At 36.7% G+C, this 26,290-nt stretch carries 23 protein-coding genes; 11 read left to right on the top strand and 12 right to left on the bottom strand.

Annotation, left to right across the window (positions count from 1 at the left end):
• Positions 1 to 209 precede the first annotated feature (209 nt).
• Both RT037_RS04815 and RT037_RS04810 read left to right on the top strand, forming a co-directional pair.
• Positions 210 to 2,069, top strand: coding sequence for a M1 family metallopeptidase (locus tag RT037_RS04815; protein WP_313028517.1), 1,860 nt, complete (start codon positions 210 to 212; stop codon positions 2,067 to 2,069).
• Between the two features lie 74 nt (positions 2,070 to 2,143).
• Entirely contained in the window at positions 2,144 to 2,902 is a 759-nt protein-coding gene (locus RT037_RS04810; RefSeq protein ID WP_079667735.1) for a type III pantothenate kinase, read from the top strand.
• A 37-nt stretch (positions 2,903 to 2,939) separates the two neighbouring features.
• On the opposite strand, the gene RT037_RS04805 is transcribed toward RT037_RS04810, so the two are convergent.
• The 3 genes from RT037_RS04805 to lepA form a co-directional block, all read right to left on the bottom strand.
• Positions 2,940 to 3,371: a nucleoside deaminase gene (locus RT037_RS04805; RefSeq protein WP_312324345.1), complete on the bottom strand. Its 432-nt coding sequence runs from the start codon at positions 3,369 to 3,371 to the stop codon at positions 2,940 to 2,942.
• A 3-nt stretch (positions 3,372 to 3,374) separates the two neighbouring features.
• Positions 3,375 to 3,998: a hypothetical protein gene (locus RT037_RS04800; protein WP_313028516.1), complete on the bottom strand. Its 624-nt coding sequence runs from the start codon at positions 3,996 to 3,998 to the stop codon at positions 3,375 to 3,377.
• A 106-nt stretch (positions 3,999 to 4,104) separates the two neighbouring features.
• Entirely contained in the window at positions 4,105 to 5,901 is a 1,797-nt protein-coding gene (gene lepA, locus RT037_RS04795) for a translation elongation factor 4 (protein ID WP_312324348.1), read from the bottom strand.
• Between the two features lie 318 nt (positions 5,902 to 6,219).
• Between lepA and RT037_RS04790 the strand changes: the two genes are divergently transcribed.
• Entirely contained in the window at positions 6,220 to 6,816 is a 597-nt protein-coding gene (locus RT037_RS04790; protein ID WP_313028514.1) for a superoxide dismutase, read from the top strand.
• Positions 6,817 to 6,968: 152 nt separating this feature from the next.
• Here the strand turns inward: RT037_RS04790 and RT037_RS04785 are convergent, their stop codons facing one another.
• Positions 6,969 to 8,171: an endonuclease gene (locus RT037_RS04785; protein WP_313028513.1), complete on the bottom strand. Its 1,203-nt coding sequence runs from the start codon at positions 8,169 to 8,171 to the stop codon at positions 6,969 to 6,971.
• A gap of 227 nt (positions 8,172 to 8,398) precedes the next feature.
• On the opposite strand from RT037_RS04785, the gene RT037_RS04780 reads away from it, so the two are divergent.
• Together RT037_RS04780 and RT037_RS04775 are read left to right on the top strand one after the other, a co-directional pair.
• Entirely contained in the window at positions 8,399 to 11,266 is a 2,868-nt protein-coding gene (locus RT037_RS04780) for a carboxypeptidase regulatory-like domain-containing protein (RefSeq protein WP_313028511.1), read from the top strand.
• Between the two features lie 19 nt (positions 11,267 to 11,285).
• Complete coding sequence (locus RT037_RS04775) at positions 11,286 to 12,677, top strand: DUF5689 domain-containing protein (protein WP_313028510.1); 1,392 nt, start codon at positions 11,286 to 11,288, stop codon at positions 12,675 to 12,677.
• Between the two features lie 55 nt (positions 12,678 to 12,732).
• Here RT037_RS04775 and RT037_RS04770 read toward each other — a convergent pair whose 3' ends face one another.
• The 4 genes from RT037_RS04770 to RT037_RS04755 are packed head-to-tail and all read right to left on the bottom strand — an operon-like array spanning position 12,733 to position 15,103.
• Entirely contained in the window at positions 12,733 to 13,341 is a 609-nt protein-coding gene (locus tag RT037_RS04770) for a DUF4126 domain-containing protein (RefSeq protein WP_313028508.1), read from the bottom strand.
• A 48-nt stretch (positions 13,342 to 13,389) separates the two neighbouring features.
• Positions 13,390 to 13,755: a ribonuclease P protein component gene (gene rnpA / locus RT037_RS04765; protein ID WP_313028506.1), complete on the bottom strand. Its 366-nt coding sequence runs from the start codon at positions 13,753 to 13,755 to the stop codon at positions 13,390 to 13,392.
• Positions 13,756 to 13,758: 3 nt separating this feature from the next.
• Positions 13,759 to 14,484: a tRNA threonylcarbamoyladenosine dehydratase gene (locus RT037_RS04760; protein ID WP_313028505.1), complete on the bottom strand. Its 726-nt coding sequence runs from the start codon at positions 14,482 to 14,484 to the stop codon at positions 13,759 to 13,761.
• Complete coding sequence (locus RT037_RS04755) at positions 14,477 to 15,103, bottom strand: TatD family hydrolase (RefSeq protein WP_313028503.1); 627 nt, start codon at positions 15,101 to 15,103, stop codon at positions 14,477 to 14,479. The genes RT037_RS04760 and RT037_RS04755 overlap by 8 nt, the downstream gene beginning before the upstream one ends.
• A 72-nt stretch (positions 15,104 to 15,175) precedes the next feature.
• On the opposite strand from RT037_RS04755, the gene RT037_RS04750 reads away from it, so the two are divergent.
• The 6 genes from RT037_RS04750 (at position 15,176) to recN (ending at position 21,247) form a co-directional block, all read left to right on the top strand.
• Positions 15,176 to 15,811 (top strand): TetR/AcrR family transcriptional regulator, encoded by a 636-nt coding sequence (locus tag RT037_RS04750; protein WP_313028502.1) that lies wholly within the window; start codon positions 15,176 to 15,178, stop codon positions 15,809 to 15,811.
• A gap of 130 nt (positions 15,812 to 15,941) precedes the next feature.
• Positions 15,942 to 16,931, top strand: a complete 990-nt coding sequence (locus RT037_RS04745; RefSeq protein WP_313028501.1) for an outer membrane protein assembly factor BamD — start codon at positions 15,942 to 15,944, stop codon at positions 16,929 to 16,931.
• Positions 16,932 to 16,965: 34 nt separating this feature from the next.
• Entirely contained in the window at positions 16,966 to 17,289 is a 324-nt protein-coding gene (locus RT037_RS04740; protein WP_313028500.1) for a DNA-directed RNA polymerase subunit omega, read from the top strand.
• Between the two features lie 91 nt (positions 17,290 to 17,380).
• Positions 17,381 to 18,583, top strand: coding sequence for a bifunctional phosphopantothenoylcysteine decarboxylase/phosphopantothenate--cysteine ligase CoaBC (gene coaBC / locus RT037_RS04735; RefSeq protein WP_313028499.1), 1,203 nt, complete (start codon positions 17,381 to 17,383; stop codon positions 18,581 to 18,583).
• Between the two features lie 84 nt (positions 18,584 to 18,667).
• Positions 18,668 to 19,570: a DUF4835 family protein gene (locus RT037_RS04730; protein ID WP_313028497.1), complete on the top strand. Its 903-nt coding sequence runs from the start codon at positions 18,668 to 18,670 to the stop codon at positions 19,568 to 19,570.
• Between the two features lie 24 nt (positions 19,571 to 19,594).
• A complete protein-coding gene (recN, locus tag RT037_RS04725; RefSeq protein WP_313028496.1) occupies positions 19,595 to 21,247 on the top strand; it encodes a DNA repair protein RecN in 1,653 nt (550 codons plus the stop codon).
• A gap of 433 nt (positions 21,248 to 21,680) precedes the next feature.
• On the opposite strand, the gene RT037_RS04720 is transcribed toward recN, so the two are convergent.
• The 4 genes from RT037_RS04720 to ftsA all read right to left on the bottom strand — a co-directional run bounded on the left by RT037_RS04720 (position 21,681) and on the right by ftsA (position 26,273).
• Positions 21,681 to 22,091: a BrxA/BrxB family bacilliredoxin gene (locus RT037_RS04720; protein ID WP_079667618.1), complete on the bottom strand. Its 411-nt coding sequence runs from the start codon at positions 22,089 to 22,091 to the stop codon at positions 21,681 to 21,683.
• A 249-nt stretch (positions 22,092 to 22,340) separates the two neighbouring features.
• Positions 22,341 to 22,787, bottom strand: coding sequence for a GatB/YqeY domain-containing protein (locus RT037_RS04715; RefSeq protein WP_313028495.1), 447 nt, complete (start codon positions 22,785 to 22,787; stop codon positions 22,341 to 22,343).
• Between the two features lie 89 nt (positions 22,788 to 22,876).
• On the bottom strand, positions 22,877 to 24,835 hold the full coding sequence (gene ftsZ, locus RT037_RS04710; protein ID WP_313028494.1) for a cell division protein FtsZ: 1,959 nt from the start codon (positions 24,833 to 24,835) through the stop codon (positions 22,877 to 22,879).
• Between the two features lie 64 nt (positions 24,836 to 24,899).
• Complete coding sequence (gene ftsA / locus RT037_RS04705; RefSeq protein ID WP_313028493.1) at positions 24,900 to 26,273, bottom strand: cell division protein FtsA; 1,374 nt, start codon at positions 26,271 to 26,273, stop codon at positions 24,900 to 24,902.
• Positions 26,274 to 26,290: the final 17 nt, after the last annotated feature.

Raw genomic sequence — 26,290 nt, 5'->3', positions numbered from 1 at the left:
TATTTTTGAGAAAATTTGAAATAAAAAGTTGTGTTTGCGTGAGCGATGGCAGCGGAAATCCTTTGGGTTGGAGTGAGGCGACGGAGCGTAGCGGAGTCGTCCGAGCGACAAACCAAAGATTGAAGCGAACGTAGCGACCCGCTTGTTTTTTTGGATGAGAGCTTTAGCCATGGAGAAAAAACAAAGGGACACGCCCTAAAAAATTTGTTATGAAAAACTTGAAATTTTCTTTGTTATTGGTACTTTGTTCGTTGTTTTTATCAGCGCAAAAAGACGCTTATTATCAACAATATGCGAAGTACAAAATGGACATCGATGTCGATGCAACCAATTTCACCTACCAAGGTAAGCAGACCTTGCAGTACACCAACAATTCGCCAGACGACTTGGATGTGGTGTATTTTCATTTGTATTGGAACACCTTTAAGGCGGGATCGATGATGGATCAACGTGTGCAAAACCAAGGTGTAAATGCCGACGGAAGATTGGCTGCAAAAACGGCAAATGGCGTTGTTAGCCGATTAGCGAGCATACCACAAAATGAAGAAGGTCGCCAAAATATCCATTGGATAAAACTTAATGGTAAAGAATTGAAATTTGAAATTCAGGAGACGATTATGAAGGTTTATCTTCCTGAAAAAATAAAGTCTAAATCTACTGCGACTTTCACGATGGAATGGGACGCGAATATCCCAATGCAAATTCGTCGTGCTGGACGTAATAACCGCGAAGGTGTCGATATGACGATGACACAATGGTATCCAAAAATTGCTGAATATGACTACGATGGTTGGGCAACTTTTGACTATATCGGAAGAGAATTCCATGCGCCTTTTGCCGATTTTGACATCAATATTAAAATCGATAAAAACTACATCATCGGCGCTGGTGGAACTTTAGAAAACCCTAACGAGGTTGCTGGTTATACTAAAAATCCGACTTTAAAACCCGATGCCAGCAACAAGGTAACTTGGAAGTGGACTGCGAAAAACATGTTAGATTTCGCTTGGGCTGCAGATCGCGATTACTCTGTTGATAGCTTTACAATTTTGGATGGACCAAAAGTATATTTTGTATATCAGAAATCGGAGAAAACTAAATATTGGGAAGAGTCAAAACCTTATGTGACGAAGTTTTTCCAAATTATGAATAACAAATTTGGCCGTTACAAATGGCCGTCTTACTCTTTCGTACAAGGTGGTGACGGCGGTATGGAATACGGCATGTGTACCATGATTTTGGGTGAATCAAAATCTTTGGAAGGTCTTTGCGGATTAATGTTCCATGAAGGTGCGCACTCTTGGTTCCAGCAAATGTTAGCAACCAACGAAAGCGAAAAACCTTGGCTAGACGAAGGTTTCACAAGTTATGCGGAGAATTTTGTAATGAATCAATTATTTCCACCAAAATCTCCTCAACCAAATCCATTTGTAGAAAGCCTTGCGCGTTATGCCGATTTCACTAAAACAGGAAAAGAAGAACCTGCGGTTTGGTTTGCAGATCATCGCGATAACGGAACGGCTTATTCTTTTGCATCTTATGTTAAAGGAGAGTTGTTTTTGGTTCAATTAGGCTATATTATTGGTGAAGATAATCTAAGCAAAGTGATGCTTCGTTATTACGACGAATGGGCGATGAAACACCCAACAGAGCGTGACTTTATGCATATTGCTCAACAAGTTTCTGGGATGGATCTTAAATGGTTTTACAACTATTGGATCAACACCACAAAAACAATTGATTACGGTATTAAAAATGTAAAATACGATGGCAACTCGACAACGATTACGCTTGTCAATAAAGGGACAATGCCGATGCCTATTGATTTTAGCATCTTGACTAAAGATAAAAAAGTGATCAATTACAACATCCCGTTGAATATGACGCACACTTGGAAAAAAACCGACATCTACGGACCAATCCAAAGTTTGACTTACTGGCCTTGGACGCAACAAGAATACAGCTTCACAATCCCTTACGGAAAAGAGCAAATTTCTGCGATGGGTATTGATTTTAGTCAAAGATTAGCCGACGTTAATCCTGAAGATAATTATCTGGAGGTTAAGTAATTTTTATATTAAAAAAAATTAGCTCTTAAAATTTAGTTTAAAATCAATAATAAAGCTTTGATAGCAAGTAACTAATGAATTCAATTGTAATTAATATAGGTAATACCAACATTCGTTTCGGACTTTTCGATGATGATAATTGCGATATTTCTTGGGTGATTAATACCAAACCTTATCGCACGAGAGACGAAATGTATGCGCAATTTCTGATGCTTTATCAAACCTATAAAATAGAGCCAGAAAGCATCGAAAAAATTATCATAGGTTCGGTTGTACCCCAACTAACAAGAGATATATCGAGTGCGGTGGAAAAAATCCATGGGAAAAAACCTGTTTTGGTGGATCGCACAACGCCATCTGGTGTGCAAGCGAAGTCTAAACAAATGGGAACTGACATTTATGCGAATTTAGTTGCAGCTCATAATCTTTATCCCGCTAAGAAGAAAATTGTCCTCGATTTTGGAACGGCACTTACCGCAAGTTGCGTCACCGAAACTGGAGAAACACTGGGTGTTATCATTGCGCCAGGCATTATCACTTCTCTTAATTCTTTGATTAATCAAACGGCGCAACTTCCAGAAATTGAACTTAAAAAACCAAAATCTGTTCTCGGACTCGACACCGTTACCTGCATGCAAAGCGGTATGGTTTACGGATTTTTAGGAATGGTAGAAGGTTTTATTGACCGAATAAATGCTGAAGTTAACGATGATTGTTTTGTTGTTGCAACTGGCGGCGTTAGCCATGTTTACAAACCTCTAACCGAAAAAATCCATTTAGCGGATAGGCTTCACACATTGAAGGGACTTTACTTCCTCGGAAAAGATTTATAAAAATTAAAACCACTTCTCAAAAGGAGTGGTTTTTTATTCATCGTTTAGACTTAAAAAAATCTTTTACAATTTGTGAACATTGCTGCTCCAAAACACCAATTTCTACTTCCGTTTTTGGATGTAATGATAATCCTTTGTTGATGTAACCTCGATGTTCGTCTCGAGCGCCAATGACAACTTTAGAAATTTGAGACCACGTTAAAGCGCCAGCACACATCACACAAGGCTCCAAAGTCACATAAAGCGTACAGTTTTGTAAATATTTACCTCCCAAATAATTGGCCGCAGAAGTTATCGCTTGCATCTCAGCATGTGCCGTCACATCATTAAGAGCCTCGGTTAAATTATGCGACTTCGCGATCACTCGGTTATTAGATACAATAATACAACCAATTGGCACCTCATCACGTTCAAAAGCCGCTTCTGCCCCTTGATACGCTATCTTCATAAAATATTCGTCGGTAAACATGTATTAATTTTTAGCTATTGTAATAGGAATTGAATAATTAGAACGCACAGGAACACCATTAATGGCTGCTGGGGAAAACTTTTCGGGTAATAAATACAATACTATCTCGCCTTGACGGTTGAGACTTGCACTATTTCCAGAGGCTTTTACTTGGCTAACACTTCCGTCGCGCTCAACAATGAATTTGACTTTGGTCGAAAGCTTTTCTTGCTCCTCAAAATTAACACTATCTGTATAAAGATGCTCAGAGATAAAACTTCGGATAGCATCGATTCCGCCAGGATATTTTGCTAAAGCTTCAGTTTGCGAATCGTCAATTTTGGAAGCATCCAAGTTTTTAGGAAAAGTGCGAGAAAGGTCCTCTAGATTTTTGACTTTAACCAAAGTCGCCACCAATGCTGCATTTTCGACACTATCAAGTTTTTTTAAAAAATATTCTTTTTGTTGATTAACCAACTCCATCATTCCGGATTTAGTCAATTGATTTTGTTTTTTATTAAATTCGGTTTCCAACATTGTGCGATGATGCTGGAATTTCTCTTTCACTTCTCGAAAATCCGCATTGACTTGGCTTTTCGCTCCGAAAAAACCAAATATCATAAAAACAAAAAGGAGGATTTTGCCCATCGCAAGTATTCTAATCTTGTAAAAATACAGAAAGAAAAAACATGTTTCAATAAAAAATTAAAAAAGCCGCTCCAACGGAACGGCTTTGATGTATTTTAATTTTAAACTAGTCATTCAGTTTCAAAACTGCCATAAATGCAGATTGTGGAACTTCTACACGACCAATTTGTTTCATTTTCTTTTTACCTTCTTTCTGTTTTTCAAGAAGTTTACGCTTTCTGGAAATATCTCCACCATAACATTTTGCGGTAACGTCTTTTCTTAAGGCTTTAATGGTTTCTCTCGCAATAATTTTTGCTCCTAAAGCTGCTTGAACAGCAATGTCAAATTGTTGTCTCGGAATCAACTCACGCAATTTTTCGCACATTCTTTTACCGATGTAATATGCATTAGAATCATGAATTAACGACGATAAAGCATCTACCATATCACCATTAATAAGGATATCCATTTTCACCAACTTCGATGCACGGAAACCAATTGGATGATAATCGAAAGAGGCATAACCTTTAGAAATTGATTTTAATCTATCATAAAAGTCAAAAACTACTTCCGCCAAAGGCATATTGAAGATTAATTCAACTCTATCCGCTGTTAAATAACTTTGGTTAACAATTTCGCCACGTTTTTCAATACAAAGCGTCATTACAGAACCCACGAAATCGGATTTTGTAATGATAGAAGCCTTAATATAAGGCTCTTCCACTCTGTCCATTGTCATTGGATCCATCATTTCGGATGGGTTGTTAATCAAAATTGGAACTTCTGGTTCTTTTTTGGTGTAACCGTGGTAAGATACGTTGGGAACGGTTGTGATAACATTCATATTGAACTCTCTATCCAAACGCTCTTGTACAATTTCCATGTGCAACATTCCTAAGAATCCGCATCGGAAACCAAATCCTAAAGCGGCAGAACTTTCTGGCTCGAAAACCAAAGAAGCATCATTCAGGCGAAGTTTTTCTAATGAAAATCTTAATTCTTCAAAATCTTCAGACTCAATTGGATAAATACCTGCGAAAACCATTGGTTTTACTTCTTCGAAACCATCGATTGCAGCTGCAGCAGGGTTTTCAGTGGCTGTAATTGTGTCACCTACTTTTACTTCACGAGCATCTTTAATCCCTGAAATAATATATCCAACATCTCCTGTTTTAATTTCTTGTTTAGGCGCTTGTTTTAGCTTTAAAGTTCCCACTTCATCAGCATCATAGGTTTTTCCTGTTGCCATAAACTTTACTTTTTGACCTTTTTTAATGCTTCCGTTTACTACTTTAAAGTAAGCTTCAATTCCACGGAAAGGATTATAAACAGAGTCAAAAATCAAAGCTTGAAGCGGCGCGTCTGGTTCTCCAACTGGCGCAGGAATTCTTGCAACAATTTGCTCCAAAAGATTGTGAACACCTTCCCCGGTTTTACCAGAAACTCTTAAAACATCTTCATATTCGCAACCAATTAAATTCATAATTTCATCGGTAACTTCTTCTGGATTTGCGGATGGTAAATCTATTTTATTAAGAATCGGAATAATCGTTAAATCGTTTTCTAAAGCCAGATACAAGTTAGAAATGGTTTGCGCTTGGATACTTTGTGCTGCATCAACAATCAATAAAGCACCTTCACAAGCCGCAATAGATCGAGAAACTTCGTAAGAAAAATCTACGTGTCCTGGTGTATCGATAAGATTCAGAACATATTTTTCACCATTTAATTCGTAATCCATTTGGATCGCGTGAGACTTAATGGTGATTCCTCGTTCTTTTTCCAAATCCATATCATCCAAAGTCTGAGATTGTAGCTCTCTTTGGCTAACGGTATTGGTATATTCTAAAAGTCTGTCTGCCAATGTACTTTTACCGTGGTCGATATGTGCAATGATGCAGAAGTTTCTTATGTTTTTCATGTATAATTCTTGTAATTTGCAAAAATACATTTTTTTTAGTTTTATTACTATTATATAACATCGATTCCTAAATTATCCGAAATCGCGGCCGGGATAGAAGCGGCATCCTTTTGCCGAAGTGAGGCGGCGGAGCGGAGCGGTGCCGACCGAGCGAAGGGAAAAGATATAGCGGATAGCCCGAAATGTCCGCCAAAAAAAATTATGATTCATGAAAACAATGTTAAAGATTTATAAAATTAACGGCATTATTCGAGGCTTCGCATATTATTTGATTAAATTTGGGGAACAATTGAACATTAACATAAAAAAACAATTATTATGGCTTTTGAATTACCAAAATTAGGTTACGCATACGATGCTCTAGAACCAAACATCGATGCAAAAACAATGGAGATCCACTATACTAAGCACCACCAAGCTTATATTGACAATCTTAATAAAGCAATTGAAGGTACGGATCTAGAAGGTAAAACGATTGAAGAAATCTGCAAAGTTGGAACTGACAAACCTGCAGTTAGAAATAATGGCGGTGGACACTACAACCACTCTCTTTTCTGGGAAATTTTGACGCCTGGTGGTAGCAAAGAGCCTGTAGGAAATGTAAAAGATGCTATCGAAAATTATGGTGGTTTTGAGAAATTTAAAACTGATTTTTCTGAAGCTGCTAAAACAAGATTCGGGTCTGGATGGGCTTGGTTATGCAAAAAAGAAGATGGTAGCGTTGCCGTATGTTCTACACCAAACCAAGATAATCCACTAATGCCAGTTGCTGATTGCAAAGGAACTCCAGTACTTGGTCTTGACGTTTGGGAGCATGCTTATTACCTAAACTATCAAAATAGAAGACCTGACTATGTTGGTTCTTTCTTTAACGTTATCAACTGGGATAAAGTTGAAGAGCTTTTTAACAAATAAGCAACAAACAATCTCTATTATAAGAAATCCCGACTTGCAATACTGTAAGTCGGGATTTTGATTTTGTGAACTAAAATTAATATTAAATCATAAAAATAGAATCGCCCAATCTCCGATTGGGCGCTTCTATTTGATATTAAAGAACCTAAATATTATGGTTCTTTATGTAAGATTACAAATGCTGGGAAGTGATCACTAAATCCTCCTGTAAACTTATCGCCACTCCAAGAACGGAAAGGATAACCTTTATAATTTCCTTCTTTAGTTATCAGGTAATCTGGTGCATAGATTTCTGTTCTTAGTACTGTATAATCTTTCTTAAGCTCGTTAGCTGGAGCATACAAGTTAGCCGAAACAATAATTTGATCAAATAAGTTAGGTGCATCTTGATAAGCTAACGAAGCAATACCTTTCTTATATAATGGATACATTAAGTTAAGATATGGCATAGACTCTGACAGGTCTTTTGGTGACGCTGCTGCTTTAAGAACATTCTTAAGACTTGAACTTACTGGATCATCATTAAAATCTCCCATCGCTAACATTTTAGTGTTAGGCGACTGGATACGAATACTGTCCATCTGTTGTTTAAGAACTGCTGCTGCTGCGTTTCTTTTCGGTAACGAAACCGCTTCTCCTCCTCTTCTAGATGGCCAGTGATTAAGGAACAAAGCGATTGGCTCATTATCCAACATGCCTGTAACTACTAAAATATGACGAGTGTATTCTCTTTTACCATTTTCACCATAGATTTTAATCTCTTTCTTGATAGAATTAGTTGGTGTGAATCTTCTTTTTTGATAAATAAACGCTGGATCAATACCTCTATAATCATAAGAATTATAATGAATAACGCCGTAGTCATATTTAGCAAGTTTAGGCTGCTTAACCAAATCTTCAACAACTTGTCTATTCTCAACTTCTAGTAATCCAACAATAGCTGGCGCTGTTCCTGTTTGTTTTTGACCAAGTTCAGAAATTACTCTTGCAGCGTTTTCAAGTTTTTGGCTATATACTTTGTAGTTATAGTTTTTAGCACTTTTGGGTGTAAACTCATCCGATCCACCTTGATACTTTACAACACGCTTACCTTTAAGAGCTTCGTCACTCCATTCTCCTTTAAAAGGTGTCTCATCAACAATAAGATGTTTGATAGAGTCAATCGGTACACTTCTATGGAAAGAAGGATTGCTTTTATCCTTTGTACCATCTATGTAATCAGCAGATTGGATAGTATCCCAAAGGTTTTCTACGTTAAGAAAGCCAACTGTAGCAACTTTTCTTAGCTGTCCTTTTTGTTGTGCAAAAACCAAACATCCAAGAGCTAAAGTCAAAATACTTAGATATTTTTTCATTGTATAAAGTTTAATAAAATTTAGAGGACGACAAATGTACTATATTATTCTATAGATTGTTAGCAAATCTAAAAAAATTAACAGAGCCTTTAAGAGGTATTAACTAAATTTAATCATAAATTTAGGATTATAATTATTAAATATATTTTTTTTAAGTACATTTGTGCCCCCGATTCATAATGCATTGAAAATTAAGTATAAAAAAGAGATTATAAATAGTTCAAAGTATGATTAAAAAATTATCATTAATCTCCTTATTCTCACTGATGCCTGCATCATTTTATTATGCGCAAACTACTGTATTTGCGTATCTTAAGGATGCTGAAGGCAAGCCAGTAGAAAGGGCTAACGTAGACCTGAAAGGAGAAGCCAATGATGTAACGGCAGACAAGATTGGATATTTCCAATTTGTTGATCTTAAGCCGGGTCATTATCAGATTGTTATTTCGAAATCTAATTACGAAACAAAAGTAATGGAGTTTGATATCTCAACTGAAAAGAGAAAAGATCTAGGTGTGGTTACAATGTACTCATCCCTAACTGGTGCAGACCAGGGTCTTGCAATTATTGAAAGTACTGGAGATGAGGAAAACTCAAGCCAAGGTTCTACTGTAGGTTTGTTACAATCTTCTCAAGACGTATTCAATAAGTTAGCAAGTTTTGATTTGGGCTTCTATTGGTTCCGTCCAAGAGGAATTGATGGAAGATCTGGAGAAACAATGCTTAACGGTATCAGTATGGTAAAAGCTGATAACGGAAATGTAGATTTCTCTAACTGGGGTGGTCTTAATGAGATTACTCGTTACCCGGAGATTGCTTCTAATCATGCTCCTTCAGAATATGCTTTCGGTGGTGCAAGTTCAGTGCTTAATAAGTACACTAATGCTAGCGAATACAGAAAAGGCTTCCAAGCAACTTACTCATTAACCAACAGAAACTATCGTAACAGAGCTTCTCTAAGATACTCTTCTGGAATGTCAAAAAGTGGATGGGCTATTACAGCTATGGCTGCTAGACGTTGGGCGCAAGAAGGTATCCAAGAAGGTACTTTTTATGATGCTTGGGGAGGTTACATCGGTGTTGAAAAGAAATTATCTGACAACCATACTATTACCTTCAATGCTATTGGAGCACCTTACAGAAGATCAACTGCGAGCCCTAGTACTCAAGAAGTTTTTGACCTAAGGGGTGTACATTATAACTCATATTGGGGATGGCAAAATGGTGAAAAAAGAAGCGAAAGAGTTAGAACTGGCTTCCAACCAATTTTACAATTAACAGATTTCTGGAAAATTAATAAAAGATCTAGCTTAACAACTAGCTTATCTTATCAATTTGGTAAAGATAAGAGTGCTAGACTGGATTGGCAAAATGTAACCAACCCTTCTCCTGCTTACTACAGAAGACTTCCTAGTTACTTCTTATCTCTTGATCCTTCTATGGAGGTTATCGACCCGAACGATCCTACAAGATGGGCTACTGCTAGAGATGCTTATAATACGGCTACACAATTGTGGCAAAGTGGAGATCCTGCTTATACACAACTTAATTGGGATGCAATGTATCGTGCAAACATGAACCAAGCACCTGTAAGCCAATATGGAGTGACTGGTCGTAGAGCTTTGTATTTCCAAGTTAATGATGTTAGTGATGACAAAATCTGGAATGCTAACACACATTATACATATAACTTTAATGATAGAACAAGATTTATCTTAAACTTATCATATCAAAACTACAAGTCTGATCTTTATCGTGAAGTAAAAGACCTTCTAGGTGCTGATTTCGCTTGGAATAAAGATCCTTTCGCAGCAACTAACCAACCAGGAACTTCAGGTTTGTTAAACGAACTTGATCTGGAAAATGGATCTGTTGCTAAAAAAGTGGGAGACAAAATTGGTTATGACTATACTTTCTCAAGACAAGAAGTAAAAGTTAATCCAGGATTAAAGTTCTCAACTGGAAAATTTGATGTATTTGTTTCTGCTTTAGCTGGCTATAGTTCATCTAGTAGAGAAGGACATTTCAAACATTTCCTTTATAAAGATTCGTACGGAAAAAGTGGTGATCAAAACTTCTGGAACTTTGGTATGAAAGGTCAAGCGGTTTACAAAGTTGATGGCCGTAACTTTATCGTATATAACGGCGCTTATTTCTCACAAGCACCTTTCTTAGAGGATTTATTCATCAATCCAAGACTTAACGCATCTGTTGCTCCTAACATTAAGAATACTATTGTTAATGCTAATGACTTAAGCTATGTAATGTCTACACCTTTCTTAAAGTTAAGACTTACTGGTTATTGGGTTGATACACAAAACGAAACCAATACACAAAGATTCTTTGCGGATGGTCTTCAGTTTGACTCTGATGACACGTCAAAACCTATCCAAAGTGCTTTCTTAACACAAGTTATGTCAAATGTTGAAAAACGTAATATTGGTTTAGAGTTTGGTATCGATTATAAAGTTACACCAACTTTATCATTACAAGGTTTAGCAAGTGTTGGACAATATACCTATAATAACGATCCAACAATCTACTTCTCTTCTGACGCAGTAGGAGAATTCTCAAACGGATTACCATACATGAATTTTGGTAAAGCTAATCTTAAGAACTACAAATTAGGAGGAACGCCACAACAGGCTTACTCATTAGGCTTTAGATATAACTCGCCGAAATACTGGTGGTTTGGTGCTAACTGGAACTATCTAGATCAAAACTTCCTAAATCCTTCAGCGATTCTAAGATCAGAAAACTTCGTTCAGAATAGTACAACACATACGCCTGATACGAGTGTAGATCCTGACATGCTAAGAACTATTATGTCTCCAAAAAGATTACCATCTTCATTCTTTATCAATGCTAATGCTGGTAAATCTTGGATGATTGGTAAATATTATGTTTTAATCTCTGCTACTATTAATAATATTTTGGATAACAAAAGATATATTACCGGAGGATTTGAACAAAGTAGAAACATTAAATATGATGGCTTCATTAAAGATTATGACAGAGCAGAAAATTTGTTTGGTCCTAAATACTGGTATACCCAAGGTCGTTCTTATTTTGTAAATGTACAATTCAGATTCTAATCTATTTAAAAATATCGTAATGAAAATAAATTCACTTTTTAAAACTTTAGTTTTTTCTGCTGTATCAACAGTAGCATTAACCTCTTGTGTAAAGAACGATGATTGGGAGACTCCACCTATCGTATGTAATAACAAGTTCGATGCACCAACTATTTCTATGGCTGATTTTGCAGCTTTAGCTCCTGCATCTGGAACATATAAAGTTCCTGCCGAAGGCGCACCTGTTATCTTTGATGCTTATATTGTATCATCTGACGAATACGGCAATTTCTACAAAACAATCTCTATCCAAGATAAACCAGAAAACCCAACTGTTGGTCTTTCTATCGAGGTAGACAAAGCATCTAACTATGCGGATTTTCCAATTGGAGCGCACGTAAGAATCAAAGCAAATGGTTTGGTATTAGGTATGGATAGAGGTACCAAAAAAATTGGTTCTGTAGACCCTCAATATGCAATCGGTCGTATCCCTAGTGTATTATTCTCTAGATATATTTCTGGTGTGTGTAATGGTAATGCTATGGATATTGCAACATTAGTTCCGACAAAAGTTAGCAACTTAAACGAGGCTAAAAATGAGAAATATCTTAACACTTTAGTAACAGTACCAAAAGTACAATTCGCTGCAAGTGAAGTTCTGCCACAACCAAAAACATTTATCAACTATGTTGCTGGTATTGGTGCTGATACAGATAGAAATATCGAAGATGCAACTGGAGGATCTACAGTATTGAGAAACTCAGGATTCTGCGCCTTTGGTGGTGACCTTTTACCAACAGGTAATGGCGATTTAACATTTGTTGTAAGTCGTTATAATTCAAACTATCAAATGTATATCAGAAGCAAAGCTGACATCAAGTTTGACAACCCTCGTTATGATGCAGCGCCACCAAAAGGAGGAACTGCAATTAACTTCTTAGGTTCGTTTACAGAAGATTTCAACTCTTATAACGATATGGAAGAAACTTATCCTAAGTATGTTAATGACCCAACGGTTGGTAACAGATATTGGCAAATTAGATCTTTCAACGGGAACAAGTATATCCAAATTTCAGCTAATGCGGGATCTGGTAATTACGAAACATATTTTGCAGTTCCTGTAGACTTTACAGCTGCTAATAATATCAGTTTCTTTGTTAATGTTGGTTTCTATAACGGAGCAGCTCTTAAAGTGTATACAACAACAGATTATACAGCATTAGGAGATATTACAAAAGCAACTTTAAAAGATATTACATCTAGCTTTAACATCCCAACAACACCTACATCTGGTTATGGTACACTAAGTTCTGCAGGAACATATAACTTCCCAACAGACTTAACAGGTAAAGGTTATGTGTTGTTCAAATATACTGGTGCAAACCCTGGTACAACAACGACAATTCAGATTGACGATATCAAAGTTCAATAATTATTTTGAAACTTTATTAAACAAAAAAGCCTCGATCACTCGAGGCTTTTTTTATTTATACATAATCTGCATCTTCTATTTTGGGTTCTTTCTTTCGAAACTTGTTCCAAATTTTTCGACCAAAAATAAAGACTAAAACGACAAGACCTATTGCAAAAATAAAAGCTAAAACAGGTAATGCTAAAGCAAAAATAGACATAACACTAGCGCCAGCAGTTTCTGTGGTAGCAACAACGTGATTACCGATACCGCCGGTTGTGGCAGTCGATGCCACACGAGTCCCAGCAAATCCAGATGCAATAGTCGCGGCAGTTCCGCCCCCAGCAATTAATGCCAAAGCCCACTCCGACACGCCATCAAGCCCCATATATTGACTCGCGAAAAGTACCGAGCCCGCTATAGTCGCTAACGGAATCGAAATACTATCTAAAATATTATCAATGTACGGAATGTAATAGGCTAAAATTTCCACAACCGTGGCAACACCAGTGGTTATAAGTGCGGGCAAAGAAGCCAGCCACTGAAAACTTTCGTTAGCAGGAATCCAATGATAATACGAAGCAAGACTTACGGCAAACATCGGCAAAAATACTCGGAAACCTGTTGCAGCAGCTAAGCCAATACCAACAAAAATGCTGATAACATAAGGAAGAAATTCGGACATAGTTTTTATTTACTTCATCGTGCATCAAAAACTATGCAAAGACTTGATCTATTGTTTTCTACTAGCAAAAAGATTTTTGAATTCTTGTTCTACCGATTGTAGATTCTCAGGAAGTTGTTTAGAAACCCAAAACAACATGACGGAAGCCGAACTTCCAAATTGTTCTGTAACATCAGATTTGTTCAGGCGATAGTATTCTTTCAACAATCTTTTGATACGGTTACGATCAACCGCTTTTTTAAAAAACTTTTTCGAGACCGAAACGCCAACACGATTATTTTGTTGGTCAGGAAGATTTTTTAAAACAATTAACCGAACATTGCCATGCGACATCCACTTTCCCTTTTTGAAAAGTAAATCAATATCAGATTTCTTTTTTAATTTTTCAGATTTTGGATATCGAAAGTCTGTCATATATTATTTTCGTCCAGTTAAACTATTGATCACTTCAGCAGCAGCATAAAGTCCAAACAATGCAGGAATAAAGCTGATTGTACCATAAAATGATTTTTTAAAATTGCTACCATCGGTTAATTTCAAACTATCTTCATCTTGAATTTCAGTTGAAAAAACACATCTAAAACCTTTAGTTACGCCTTCTTTTTTCAAACGTTTTCTAACTTGTTTCGCAAGTAGACAATTGTTCGTTTTGCTAATATCACGAACCATCACTTTACTCGGATCAGTTTTTCCACCAGCGCCCATCGCAGAAACTAACTTTATCTTATTACGACGACAGGTTTTTATCAAACTTAATTTTGGCGTTAAAGAATCGATACAATCCAAAACATAATTAAATTGTTCCGACACAACCAATTCTTCCATACGTTCTGGACTAAGAAATTCGTTGATCCTTATTAAATCCAATTTCGGATTAATATCCAACAATCGATCTCCAACAACATCCACTTTATGTTGGCCAACCGTCGAGGTTAATGCTGGTAATTGACGGTTAATATTAGTAATATCAACGGTGTCACCATCTGCAATGTATAAGTGTCCGACACCTGCACGAGCTAGAAATTCAGCCGCAAAAGAGCCAACGCCACCTAAACCAACCACCAATACTTTAGCATCATTAAGAACTTTAAGACCTTCTTCTTTTAATAAAAGCTCGGTGCGCTCTAACCAAATTTCACTCATTGTTTAAAATTAAATTCAAATTCTGCTTTATAAGTTGTTGCATTTCGGAAGTTGACATTGCTTTAATACTTGACGCTTTATCATAAATTTCTGAAATGTTGATTTCCGCCGCATCAGTTTCTAGAAAAAAACGATGGTTGGGACATTCTTTAAAAACAGATTGCAAAGATAGGTTTTCCAACAAAGATTTTCCAAAACTTAAATAAAAACCCGCATTTAATAAATTTGTTGCGATACTTTCTTTTTTATTAAAACCATGTACAATCAACGGAATTTTAGCTATTTTTTGAAACTTCAACAAATCTTGATGTCGTCTCACACAATGGATAATGATTGGTTTTTGTAATTTATTTGCCAATAAAATTTGCTGCGTAAAAAGCTCTTCTTGCAAAGCCGAATCGACTTCTACCAAAGCATCGAGACCACACTCTCCTATTGCTAGACAATTCGGTTCTTGCGCACGACTTTTAGCCCAATCCAAAGCACTTTCAAAATCATTAGTAATGTCTTTTGGATGCAAGCCCACAGAAAAAATTTCAGGATTATCATCAGAAAACAAATCGAGATTATAAATCCCAAATTGTCCAAGATGATGGTGATGAAAGTCAAAAAAATCCATTTTCAAAGATAATTTAATGAAATTAAAATCAAATTCTTACAATTAAAAATTTTACTTAAATTTACAATTAATATGGTCAAGAAAAAATTTACCGATAAGCAGAAAAAAATCTTAGATGTTGCAGAAGAACTTATTGCTACCAAAGGTTTTGACGCAACTTCTGTAAGAGATATTTGTAGCAAAGCTGGCATTAATGTCGCCATGATTTCTTATTATTTTGGTTCTAAAGAGAAAATGATGACTTTCTTGTACCAATATCGTGTACAACGCTCTAAAGAAAGTTTTTCGGAGTTTGCTGAGACTATTAAAGAAGGAAAAGCAGAAATGCAAATGAAGGAAATTATCAACTACATTGTTGGACTTCTTTTCAAATACAATTACTTCCATGGCTTTGTAACGCAGGAGATTCGCGTTAACGATTTTATTAAAGACGATCTTTTAGACTTTTACAAAATCTGCGTCAGTCGATTAGAAGAAATCATCAAAAAAGGTATTATTAGTGGGGTTTTTACCAACGCGCCAAAATCCGAAGACATCCTTACCAACATTATTGGTTCTACTTTATTTGTTATTAGAAATAAAAATTTTTACGAGCTTTATCTTCCAAGTGCAACCGAAGCCAATTATCTTTCGGAAGCGGAGAAAAAAGTAAAATCACATCTTCTACAAACAACTTTTGCATTGTTAGGTTTTGAGCTATATGCGTAAGTTTTCTAAGTTAAAAATACTTTTTAGCTTTTACAAACGTTAATATTATCATAATAATAAATCCTATTATCAAAAAAGTTTTATTTTTGCAAATCGTAATGTTGGACCTTGTCAACTTTACTACATCCTTATGAAGAAATTAATTATTGTTGCTCTGGCATCAAGCCTTATTATATCATGTAATCGTGAAATGGATCGCGCATTGAAAAGTGCCGACAAAGATTTCATCTTGAAAACTGCCAATGAAAAATTTGCAAACAAAAAGTGGAGCGACGCGATTGCCTTGTACGAAAGAGTTTCTAATCTTGTTGCAGGAACCGACGAATTCCAAAATGTTGGATACAACACGGCTTATGCTAACTATTACGATAAAAACTACAAGCTTGCTGGACATCAGTTCAAAAACTTTGCAGTAAGCTTCCCTCAGGATCCACGTCGTGAAGAAGCTTCTTATATGTCCGCGATCTGTTATTATCAAGGTTCTAACGATTATAATCTTGATCAGACTAATACACAATCTGCGATTACAGAGCTTCAAGACTTCTTGAACAACTATCCAGATTCTGAAAGATCAAAAAATATCCAAACCATGTTGGATGAGTTGGGTTATAAGTTAGAATTCAAAGCTTATGAAAACGCTCGTCAGTATTACAAAATGGGAGAATATCTTTCTGCGGATATTGCATTTGACAATGTTTTAGAAGATTTTCCTGCGACAAAGCTTAAACCAAAAATTTTAGATTTTAAAATGAAATCTAAATATGAGTTAGCAATGTTCTCGATGCCTGAAAAAAAGAAAGATCGTCTAGACAACGCTATTGCTTATACAAGAACAATTGAAAAAGAACTTCCTAACACGGATTATACAAAAACAGCTTTAGCTTTCCGTCCAAAATTGGAAGAAGAAAAAGTAAGATTTGAAAAAATCGTTGCTGAAGCTGAGAAAAGACAAGCAGAATTAACAGCAAAACAAAAAGCTGAGGAAGCTAAAAATGCTGCAAAAACTGAGCTTAAGAAAGAAGAAAACAACCAAGAGGCTATCGAGAATAACATCGAAAAAGCTAAGAAAGATAGCGCAACAGTTAGTGATCCTAACTCGACTTTCAGAATAAGAAGATAATTTGTATATTTGCAATTCTAAAAAATTTCGCACAATGAGTGTAAAAGATACTAAAGCAGAGGTTAATACCATTACCTACGACAGAAACAAAATCGAGAACAAAGTAGGAAGCATCTACGAAGCTATCGTAATTATGGGTAAAAGAGCGGAGCAAATTAATGCCGAGATCCGTACCGAGTTACATAATAAGTTGGATGAATTTGCTGTGCATAACTCTACTTTGGAAGAAGTTTTTGAAAATAGAGAACAAATCGAAATCTCTAAACATTACGAAAAACTTCCAAAACCGACATCTATCGCTATCCAAGAATGGTTAGACGACGAAATCTACTTCAGAGAAACTGGAGAAAAAAACTAGAAGAATACAACTTCCAATAGACAAACCACAGATTATTCTGTGGTTTTTTTGTTTTAAATTTGATACTTTTGTTAAGTTAAAAATCCAAATTATGACACTTTCTGGAAAGAAAATTTTAATCGGAATAACTGGCGGAATCGCTGCTTACAAAATAAATTATCTTGTAAGAGACTTAATAAAATCTGGCGCCGAAGTCCAAGTTATTTTAACAAAATCCGCTGCAGACTTTGTAAGTCCGTTAACGCTGTCGACACTTTCTAAAAAACCAGCATATATCGATTTTTACAACCAAGACCAATCTTGGAACAACCATGTAGAATTGGCGCTGTGGGCAGATCTTATGCTGATCGCGCCTTGCACAGCAAATACAATGGCAAAGATGACTACTGGACTTTGCGACAATCTACTCATGGCAACTTATATGTCTGCAAAATGTCCTGTGATAATTGCGCCAGCAATGGATTTGGATATGTACCAACATCCGTCAACTAATAAAAACTTAGCGACATTAGAAGAATTTGGTCTTACAATTATACCAGCAGAATATGGCGAATTAGCAAGTGGATTAGTTGGGCAAGGACGTTTAGCAGAAAATGAAACGATTTTAAAATATATTAAACGTCATTTCTCAGAACAAGGTGAAAAAGCTTTTAAAGGAAAAACAGTTTTGATAACTGCAGGTCCAACTTATGAAAACATCGATCCCGTGCGCTTTATCGGGAATCATTCTTCTGGTAAAATGGGATTTGCATTAGCTGAGGAAGCAGCTTCGCAAGGCGCAAAGGTTATTCTGGTTTCGGGACCATCGCAACTAAAACCCGAAAATCCTAACATTGAAATCCATCGTGTGACATCAGCTTCACAAATGTTTGATGAAGTGTTTAAATATTATCAAAATGTTGACATTGCAATTGCGAGTGCAGCAGTTGCAGATTACGCGCCGAAAGTTGTCGCTTCAGAAAAAATCAAGAAAAACGACTCAGAATTTAGCATTGAGTTAGTAAAGAATAAAGATATTCTTCTCCAAATGGGAAAGGAAAAACAAAATCAGTTTTTGGTCGGTTTTGCTTTAGAAACTCAAAATGAAGAAGAAAATGCAAAAGGAAAATTAGAAAAGAAAAACCTTGACATGATTGTCCTTAATTCTTTAAGAGATGAAGGTGCAGGTTTTCAAAACGACACTAATAAAATAAAAATCTTTACAAAAGACGAAAAAAGAGTTTTTGATTTGAAGTCAAAAGAAGAAGTCGCCATCGATATTCTCAATTTGGTTAAAGAAAAATTGAAGCTTTAGTCAGATTATATAAGAAAGCCTTGTTTTTCACGTTTTTTATTCAATCGAAAAGTGTATTTTTACGTTTCAAAGTTTAATTTTAGAATGAAAAAGTTATTCAGCATATTTATTTTATTGGTTTTAACAGGATTTGCACAATCGCAAGAACTTTTGGCAACCGTCCAAATCAACTATCAGCAATTAGGCGGTAGTAACGTACAGACCTATAAGACTTTAGAAAAATCCTTAAGAGATTTCATCAACAACACATCTTGGACAGGCAAAAGACTTCAAAATTTTGAAAAAGTAAAATCAAATTTTGCCATCGTTATTTCTGAAAAATCGGGTAATACTTACAAAGGAAGTATTGTTATACAAGCCACTAGACCTGTTTTTAACTCACAATACGAGTCGCCGCTTATCAACTTTAACGACAATAATTTCGGTTTTGAATATAGCGAAAACGAGAACTTAGTTTTTAATGAAAGACAATTTTCTGGGAAAAACTTAATCGATGTTATTAGCTTCTATGTTTATGTTATTTTGGGTTATGACGGCGATAGTTTTAAATTAAAAGGTGGTCAAGCTTGGTTTGATAAAGCTTTGAAAATTTCGCAAAACTCAATGAACAACAACTACGCAGGCTGGTCTCAAGTTGAAGGTCTTAAATCTCGTGGTTCTGTTATTGACGCAATCCAAAAAGAGTCTAACAGCACGTTGAGAACTGTTTATTATAATTATCATCGTATTGGTCTTGATAATATGGCGAAACCAGATCAAAATCCTGCTAAGAAGAATATAGCAGATGCGTTGATGCAACTAAAAGTCTACGAAAATGACTTCCAAATGAATCCTGCTTTCAACGTATTTATCGACACGAAGAAAAACGAAATATTCAGCATTTTTGACAGTAACAACAATGGTTCTGTTAATATGAATGATCTTAAACAATTGATGTCAATGTTTGCGCCTAAAGAAATTGACACAAAATGGAATAAGTGGAAATAAGCCTCCACAGAGGAAAACTATCTTATGCTTTCAAGAATTGTTATTCAGAATTTTGCGCTGATTGACCACCTCGACATCCAACTTCACAAAGGTATGGAAGTCATCACGGGTGAAACGGGCGCAGGAAAATCTATTATACTTGGTGCTTTGCGCCTAATCATGGGCGAACGCGCCGACCTAAAATCGATTAGCAACGCCGACAAAAAATGCCTTGTAGAAGCGCATTTCACGATTGGTGAAGATTTTAAAAGCTTTTTTGACGAACAAGATTTGGATTTTGATACCGAATCTATTATCCGTCGAGAAATCCTTTCTAGTGGGAAGTCGCGGGCTTTCGTCAATGATGTTCCGGTGACTTTGGACGTTCTTAAAGAATTGACGTCCAAGCTAATCGACATCCATTCGCAGTTTGAGACTTCGCAATTATTTTCGGAAGCTTATCAGTTTCAGATATTGGATTCTGTTTCGGAAAATCAAAAGGTTTTGGAGTCGTATCAAAAGAAGTTTAGCACCTACCAAAGTCTTAAACGCCAACTTCAAAATTTAAAACAAAAATTTGCAGATGCGCATAAAGAGTCTGACTACAAAAGCTTTTTGTTAAACGAGCTTAATGAAATTAATCTCGATGAAATTGATTTCAAACAGCTTCAGGATGAGTTGAGTACGCGTGAAAATGCAGAATATATTTCTGAAAACCTTGGTCAAATTATCCAAAAATTTCATCAAGACGAGATTGGCGTGTTACAAAGTTTTTTGGATGCTAAACAAAAACTGCAAAAGATTTCGGATTTGTCACCAAAATTTGAGGACATCCAAAAACGTTTTGACGAATCTTATTTTGAAATAAAAGACATCCTAAGCGAACTCGAAAACGAACTTGAAAAAGTTGACATCGATCCTGCTGCTCTCGCAGAAATGTTGCGACAAATGAACACGCTAAATTCTTTGTTCCTAAAACATCAGGTTTCGGATGTAGAGTCGCTGGTCGAAATTAGAAAACAACTCGACAAAGAACAATCTGGCTTCACGCATTTGGAGGCAGAAATTGCGGACATCGAAGGTCAAATTATTCAGCTTGAAAAAGATTTGGAAAAAGAAGCGAAAGAACTTTCTAAGCTTCGTGATAAAGGCACACCCAATCTTATTGAAAAAATTGAAAGTCTCCTAAAACAGTTAGGTTTAGAAAAAGCCAAAATTGCTTTGGAACGCTCGCTTTCGGAGCAATATAACTCTTTTGGGAAAGAGCATATCCAGATTATGTTTCAGGCGAATTCTGGCTTTCCTATGAAGCCAATCCAAAGTGCTATTTCTGGTGGAGAACGTTCTCGTGTTATGCTTTCAATAAAGAAAATCTTGGCAGAACATAGCAATCTTCCAACTTTGATTTTGGACGAAATCGATACCGGCGTTTCTGGTCGTGTTGCAGAAGAAATCGGAAAAGTGATGCACGATATGGGAAAAAATATGCAACTCATTGTTATCACCCATCTCGCACAAGTTGCTGCAAAAGCCGACGACCATTACAAAGTAACCAAAATGGACGTGGACGGATTGACGCGCTCGAATATTATCCCTTTAAATGAAGACGATCGTCTACAAGAGATTGCACAGCTTCTTTCGGGTAGCACCGTAACGCAAGCTGCTATCTCGCAAGCGAAAGAGTTGATGGGAATCTAGTCAAACAATAAGAAAGCTTCGTTTTATAAAGTCTAGAAAAACTGCGTTTGAGATAAGAAAATAAACGTCAGTTTGAGTGGTTTTCGCAGAAAACTGTATCGAAAATAAGTTAATTTTCTTATCATTAAAACTTCTCGATACAAAATCTTTCAGATTTTTACTCGAAGTGACGACTGATTTAAAGAAAAGTGCTTTATCGCGAACTGATTTTATTTAATATTAAGGAAACTTCAAAAAAACTTAATCTTTCAACGAGCCCGAATTGCGGCCGCGATAGAAGCGGCATCCTTTTGGCGAGTGAGGCGGCGGAGCGCAGCGGAGCCGACCGAGCGAAGCCAAAAGATATAGCGGATAGCGCGAATTGTCCGCCCAAGAAAAAATAAAAAAAGCTTCCAAAATCTGGAAGCATTCTATTTTTTGAATGGCTAATGGCTTAGCAATATTCGTTGTAAGCGGCTTGTAAGTTAGCGGCGATTGCGCCTGCTGGGTTACCTTCGATGTGGTGACGCTCTAGCATGTGTACCAATTCTCCGTCTTTGAACAATGCGATGCATGGTGAAGATGGTGGGAATGGTGCTAACAATTTTCTAGCTTCTGCAACGGCTTCTGTATCGAAACCTGCGAAAGCTGTTACCAAATGATCTGGCTTTTTGTCACCAGTTAATGAATATACTGCGCCTGGTCTTGCTGCTCCTGCTGCACAACCACAAACTGAGTTAATCATCAACAAAGTTGTTCCTGATTGCTTTAAAGCTTGATCAACTTGCTCTGGCGTTGTCAAATCTTGGAAACCTTTATCGGTAAGTTCTGCCTTCATTGGCAGCACTAAATCTGCTGGATACATAATATTTATTTTTTTTAGTTTAACAAAGATATTGATTAATCTCTAATTCTCTCATTGAGTTATGTTATCAAAACAATGCCAAAAATCTATTGAGACATTTTGACACAAAAAAAACCAATTTCGTGATGAAATTGGGTTCCATTAATCAAATCGATATGCAAAGTTTGGATATCCTTTTATTTAGGTTTTTAGTCGTAGGTTGAAGGTTTTAGCAAAAACTGCAACCTCAATTCTGATAACTGCAACCTTCTAAGAAAGTAACTTCTTAGCCATCGTCGAGATGCTCTTTCCGTCCGATTTACCAGCTAATTCTTTGGATGCAACACCCATTACTTTTCCTAGATCTTTGGCGCCTTCGGCACCTGTTTGAGCAATAATGTTTTTGATAGCCGCTTCCAATTCTTCTTCTGAAAGTTGGGCTGGCAAAAACTGCTCGATAACCTTGGATTGGGCAACTTCTACGTCTGCCAAATCCATACGATTTTGAGCCGAAAACTGATCGTAAGAATCTTTTCTTTGTTTGATCATTCTTTGCAAAATTGCAATCTCTTGTTCTTCTGAAACTTCGGCACCTTTGTGCTCAGTTTTAAGCAAAAGAATCTGCGCTTTAACGGCACGAAGAGAATCGAGAGCAACTCTGTCTTTCTCTTTCATAGCGGTTTTCATCGCATCTGTTATTTTCTGTTCTAAACTCATTTTTAATTAATTTAACAATGTATCAAAGTAACAGTTTAGCAATTAAAGTCTATCTGTTACAATGCTACATTTTTACATTGTTATATTATTTAGTCTACGTCTTTGTTCAAAAACTTGTTTTCGCGAAGTTGAACTCTTCCGTTGTTGTCACTCAAAAAGTTATTGATATTGCTATCTGATGCGCTATTGCTATCGATGTCAATATTTTTTCTTTTGAATGCTGGGATGCTTTCAAACTCTTCAACGTGATCAAATTTTTGATAACGAGAATTGAATTCTTTAAGTTTATTTCTTCTCTCCTGAATCTTGTTAGACTCGGTTGACTTATTGATAAACGTAAATTCTGACTCATCAACTTTCTCCTCTACCACAGGTTTTTCAATGATTTTTTCCAATGAATTTTCTACTGGTTTTGGCTCGTTAACCGCAGGACGATTGTAAAGCATATCCGGTTTTGGAACCTGGATTTCTTCCTCAATTTTAGTTTCGAAAACTGGGTTAAAATCTTCTTTAACTTCTTCTACTTTATTAATAATCGGCTCAACTTCTTCCTCTTTGTGTACAAACATCGATTCTTCGTTGATCGGCTCGTTGATTACGAAGTTAATTTCAACAGGTTTTTCCTCATCAGAGATTTGGATATTTTGTTGGTCATTAACTTTATGTTCCACCTCAAACGTAAAAGCTTCCGCTTCTAGGTCTTCATTATGATTAAATTCTTCCTCTTCATCATAATTAAAAAGGTTGAATTCTTGAGGTGCTTCGTCTCGCTCCCAATTTTGATTGAAGCTTTCGGATTCTTCTTTTTCGAAAAACTTAACTTCTTGTGGAACTTTTTCTACAGCAGTTCCCGCGAAGGTATTAGTTGGAAAATTGGGAGTTGAAAAATCCTCATCATCTTCTAGACGGAAAACATTTTTTCCGCGATTTTCTAAGCCGCCTTCAGCATCTCTTTCAGCTCTGGTTTTGAAAGGAGAATCCGTACGTCTTGGTATAGATTGATCTCTATCTGCGAACAAGTCGATCTTCTGGATCGTTTCTTTAACATTAGTTTGTCTAACATCATCTTTAGAAAAACCTGTTGCAATAACCAATACGCTGATTGCATCGCCCAATTCTTCGTCCGAACCAACTCCAAAAATAATGTCCGCCGTGTTACCAGCTTCTCTTTGGATATAGTCGTTGATGATACCGATTTCGTCCATTGTTGCTTCTTCGTTACCAGAACGGATAAGAAGTAGAACGTTTTTCGCACCAGTGATTTTGTTATCGTTTAATAACGGAGAATCTAAAGCTTTTTTAACCGCTTCTTCCGCTTTGTTTTCGCCTTGTGCTGTACCAGTTGACATTAACGCTGTACCAGAATTCTGAAGTACAGATTTAGCATCACGGAAGTCGATGTTAACATCGAAATAACCCGTAATAACTTCTGCCATACCTTTAGCAGCGTTAGTCAACACTTCATCGGCTTTTGAGAATCCAGATTTGAATCCTAAGTTTCCGAATTGTTGTCTTAATTTATCATTGTTGATCACGATAAGCGAGTCAACATTATTTCTAAGTTTTTCTAAGCCTAATTCTGCTTGGTCAAGACGTCTTTTACCTTCAAAACTGAAAGGTACTGTTACGATACCAACAGTTAAGATGCCCATCTCCTTAGCCACTTTTGCGATAACTGGCGCAGCTCCTGTACCAGTACCACCGCCCATACCAGCTGTGATGAAAACCATTTTGGTATTTTGTCCCATTGCTGCTTTGATCTCGTCGATACTTTCGATGGCTGCTTTTTCGCCAACCTCAGGATCAGCGCCAGCGCCTAGACCTTCGGTCATTGTAATTCCCAACTGCACTTTGTTAGCCACTGGGTTGTTATCTAAAGTTTGTGCGTCTGTATTGCAAATCACGAAATCTACCCCGTAGATTCCTTTTTCGTACATGTGCTTAAGTGCATTGTTTCCACCGCCACCAACACCAATAACTTTGATGATCGCAGAGTTGCCTTTTGGTAGGTCAAATGAAAATCCTTGATTGCTATTTGTATTTTCCATTGTTGTAATTTTATAATATGTTCCGCTTGTCCACTACTTAAAAATAGCTTTTTCGCTTCAAAATTTATTCTACTTCTTCGAAGAATTTTTTTACTTTTTCTAAAATCGATTGTCCAAAAGTTAATCGACCACCTTTTTGCTTAGTTGCTTCAACGATCTGTTTTTCAACTTGAGCTTCGGCTTCTTTCTCTGTTACGGTATTAGTTGTGTCAACTTCTGTTACTGTATTTTTAACTTCTACAACTTCTTCTTGTGCATAATTAACTTCGCTCTTATCACGAATCTTAAGACTTTCCATCAACAATCCGATGGATGTCGCATATTCTGGACCTTTTAATTGTTGACTCTTGTCATTGCTAACATATTCGTTAGAGAAACCAATTCTTGAGTCGAATCCTGTCATATAATTTGCAAGTTGTCTTAGGTGTTTTAGGTTAGACCCACCACCAGTTAACACGATACCTGCAATCAATTTTTTCTTTTGCTCGAATGCACCGTAAGCTTTTAGTTCGGTATTCACCATTTCTAAAACCTCTTCGATACGCGCATTGATAATTTGCGCCAAAGATTTTAATGAGATCTCTTTATCTGGACGACCATGCAAACCAGGAATGGTTACATAGGTACTGTCTTTTTCTAATTCTGGAACAGCAGAACCGAATTTAACTTTCAGTTGTTCTGCATGTTTTTCGATAATAGAACATCCTTCTTTGATGTCGTCTGTGATAATCCCTCCACCGTAAGGAATAACACATGTGTGACGGATGATATTATCTTTAAAAATAGCGATATCTGTTGTACCACCACCGATGTCAACAATTGCGACACCAGCTTCTTTTTCTTCTTTAGTTAAAACAGACTCTGACGATGCCAATGGCTCCAAAGTCAAAGCTTCCATATCTAGACCAGCTTCGCGAACGCATCTTACGATATTACGGATAGAACCCATCTGCCCAACTACGACGTGGAAGTTAGCCTCTAGACGTTTACCATGCATACCGATTGGTTCCTGGATCTCACCTTCCGAATCAACTTTGTAATCCTGTGGAAGAACATGGATGATCTCTTCACCTGGCAACATCACTAACTTGCGCACTTGATCTTTAAGTGCTTCGATGTCTTCATCTGTAATGTACTTATCCGGATGCTCTCGCATGATATAATCCGAATGTTGTAATGAACGGATATGCTTACCCGCAATCCCAACTGTCACTTTTCTAATGCTAACACCTGCGCTAGATTCCGCTTGTTCTACTGCTGCTTTGATTGAGCTAATCGTTTGCGCAATATTGTTAACAATCCCTTTGTGTACGCCGAGACTTTTTGCTTTTCCTACGCCGAGGACCTCGATCTTGCCTCGATCGTTGCGTCTACCAACAATGGCGACAATCTTTGTTGTCCCAATGTCCAGACCTACTGAATACTCGTGGTTTTCCATTTTATGCTCGATTTGAT

The organism is Soonwooa sp. (genome assembly GCF_032062245.1).
Lineage (GTDB): Bacteria > Bacteroidota > Bacteroidia > Flavobacteriales > Weeksellaceae > Soonwooa.
The sequence above is the reverse complement of the archived record's forward strand: the minus strand, read 5'-3'. Positions and strand labels throughout refer to the sequence as shown.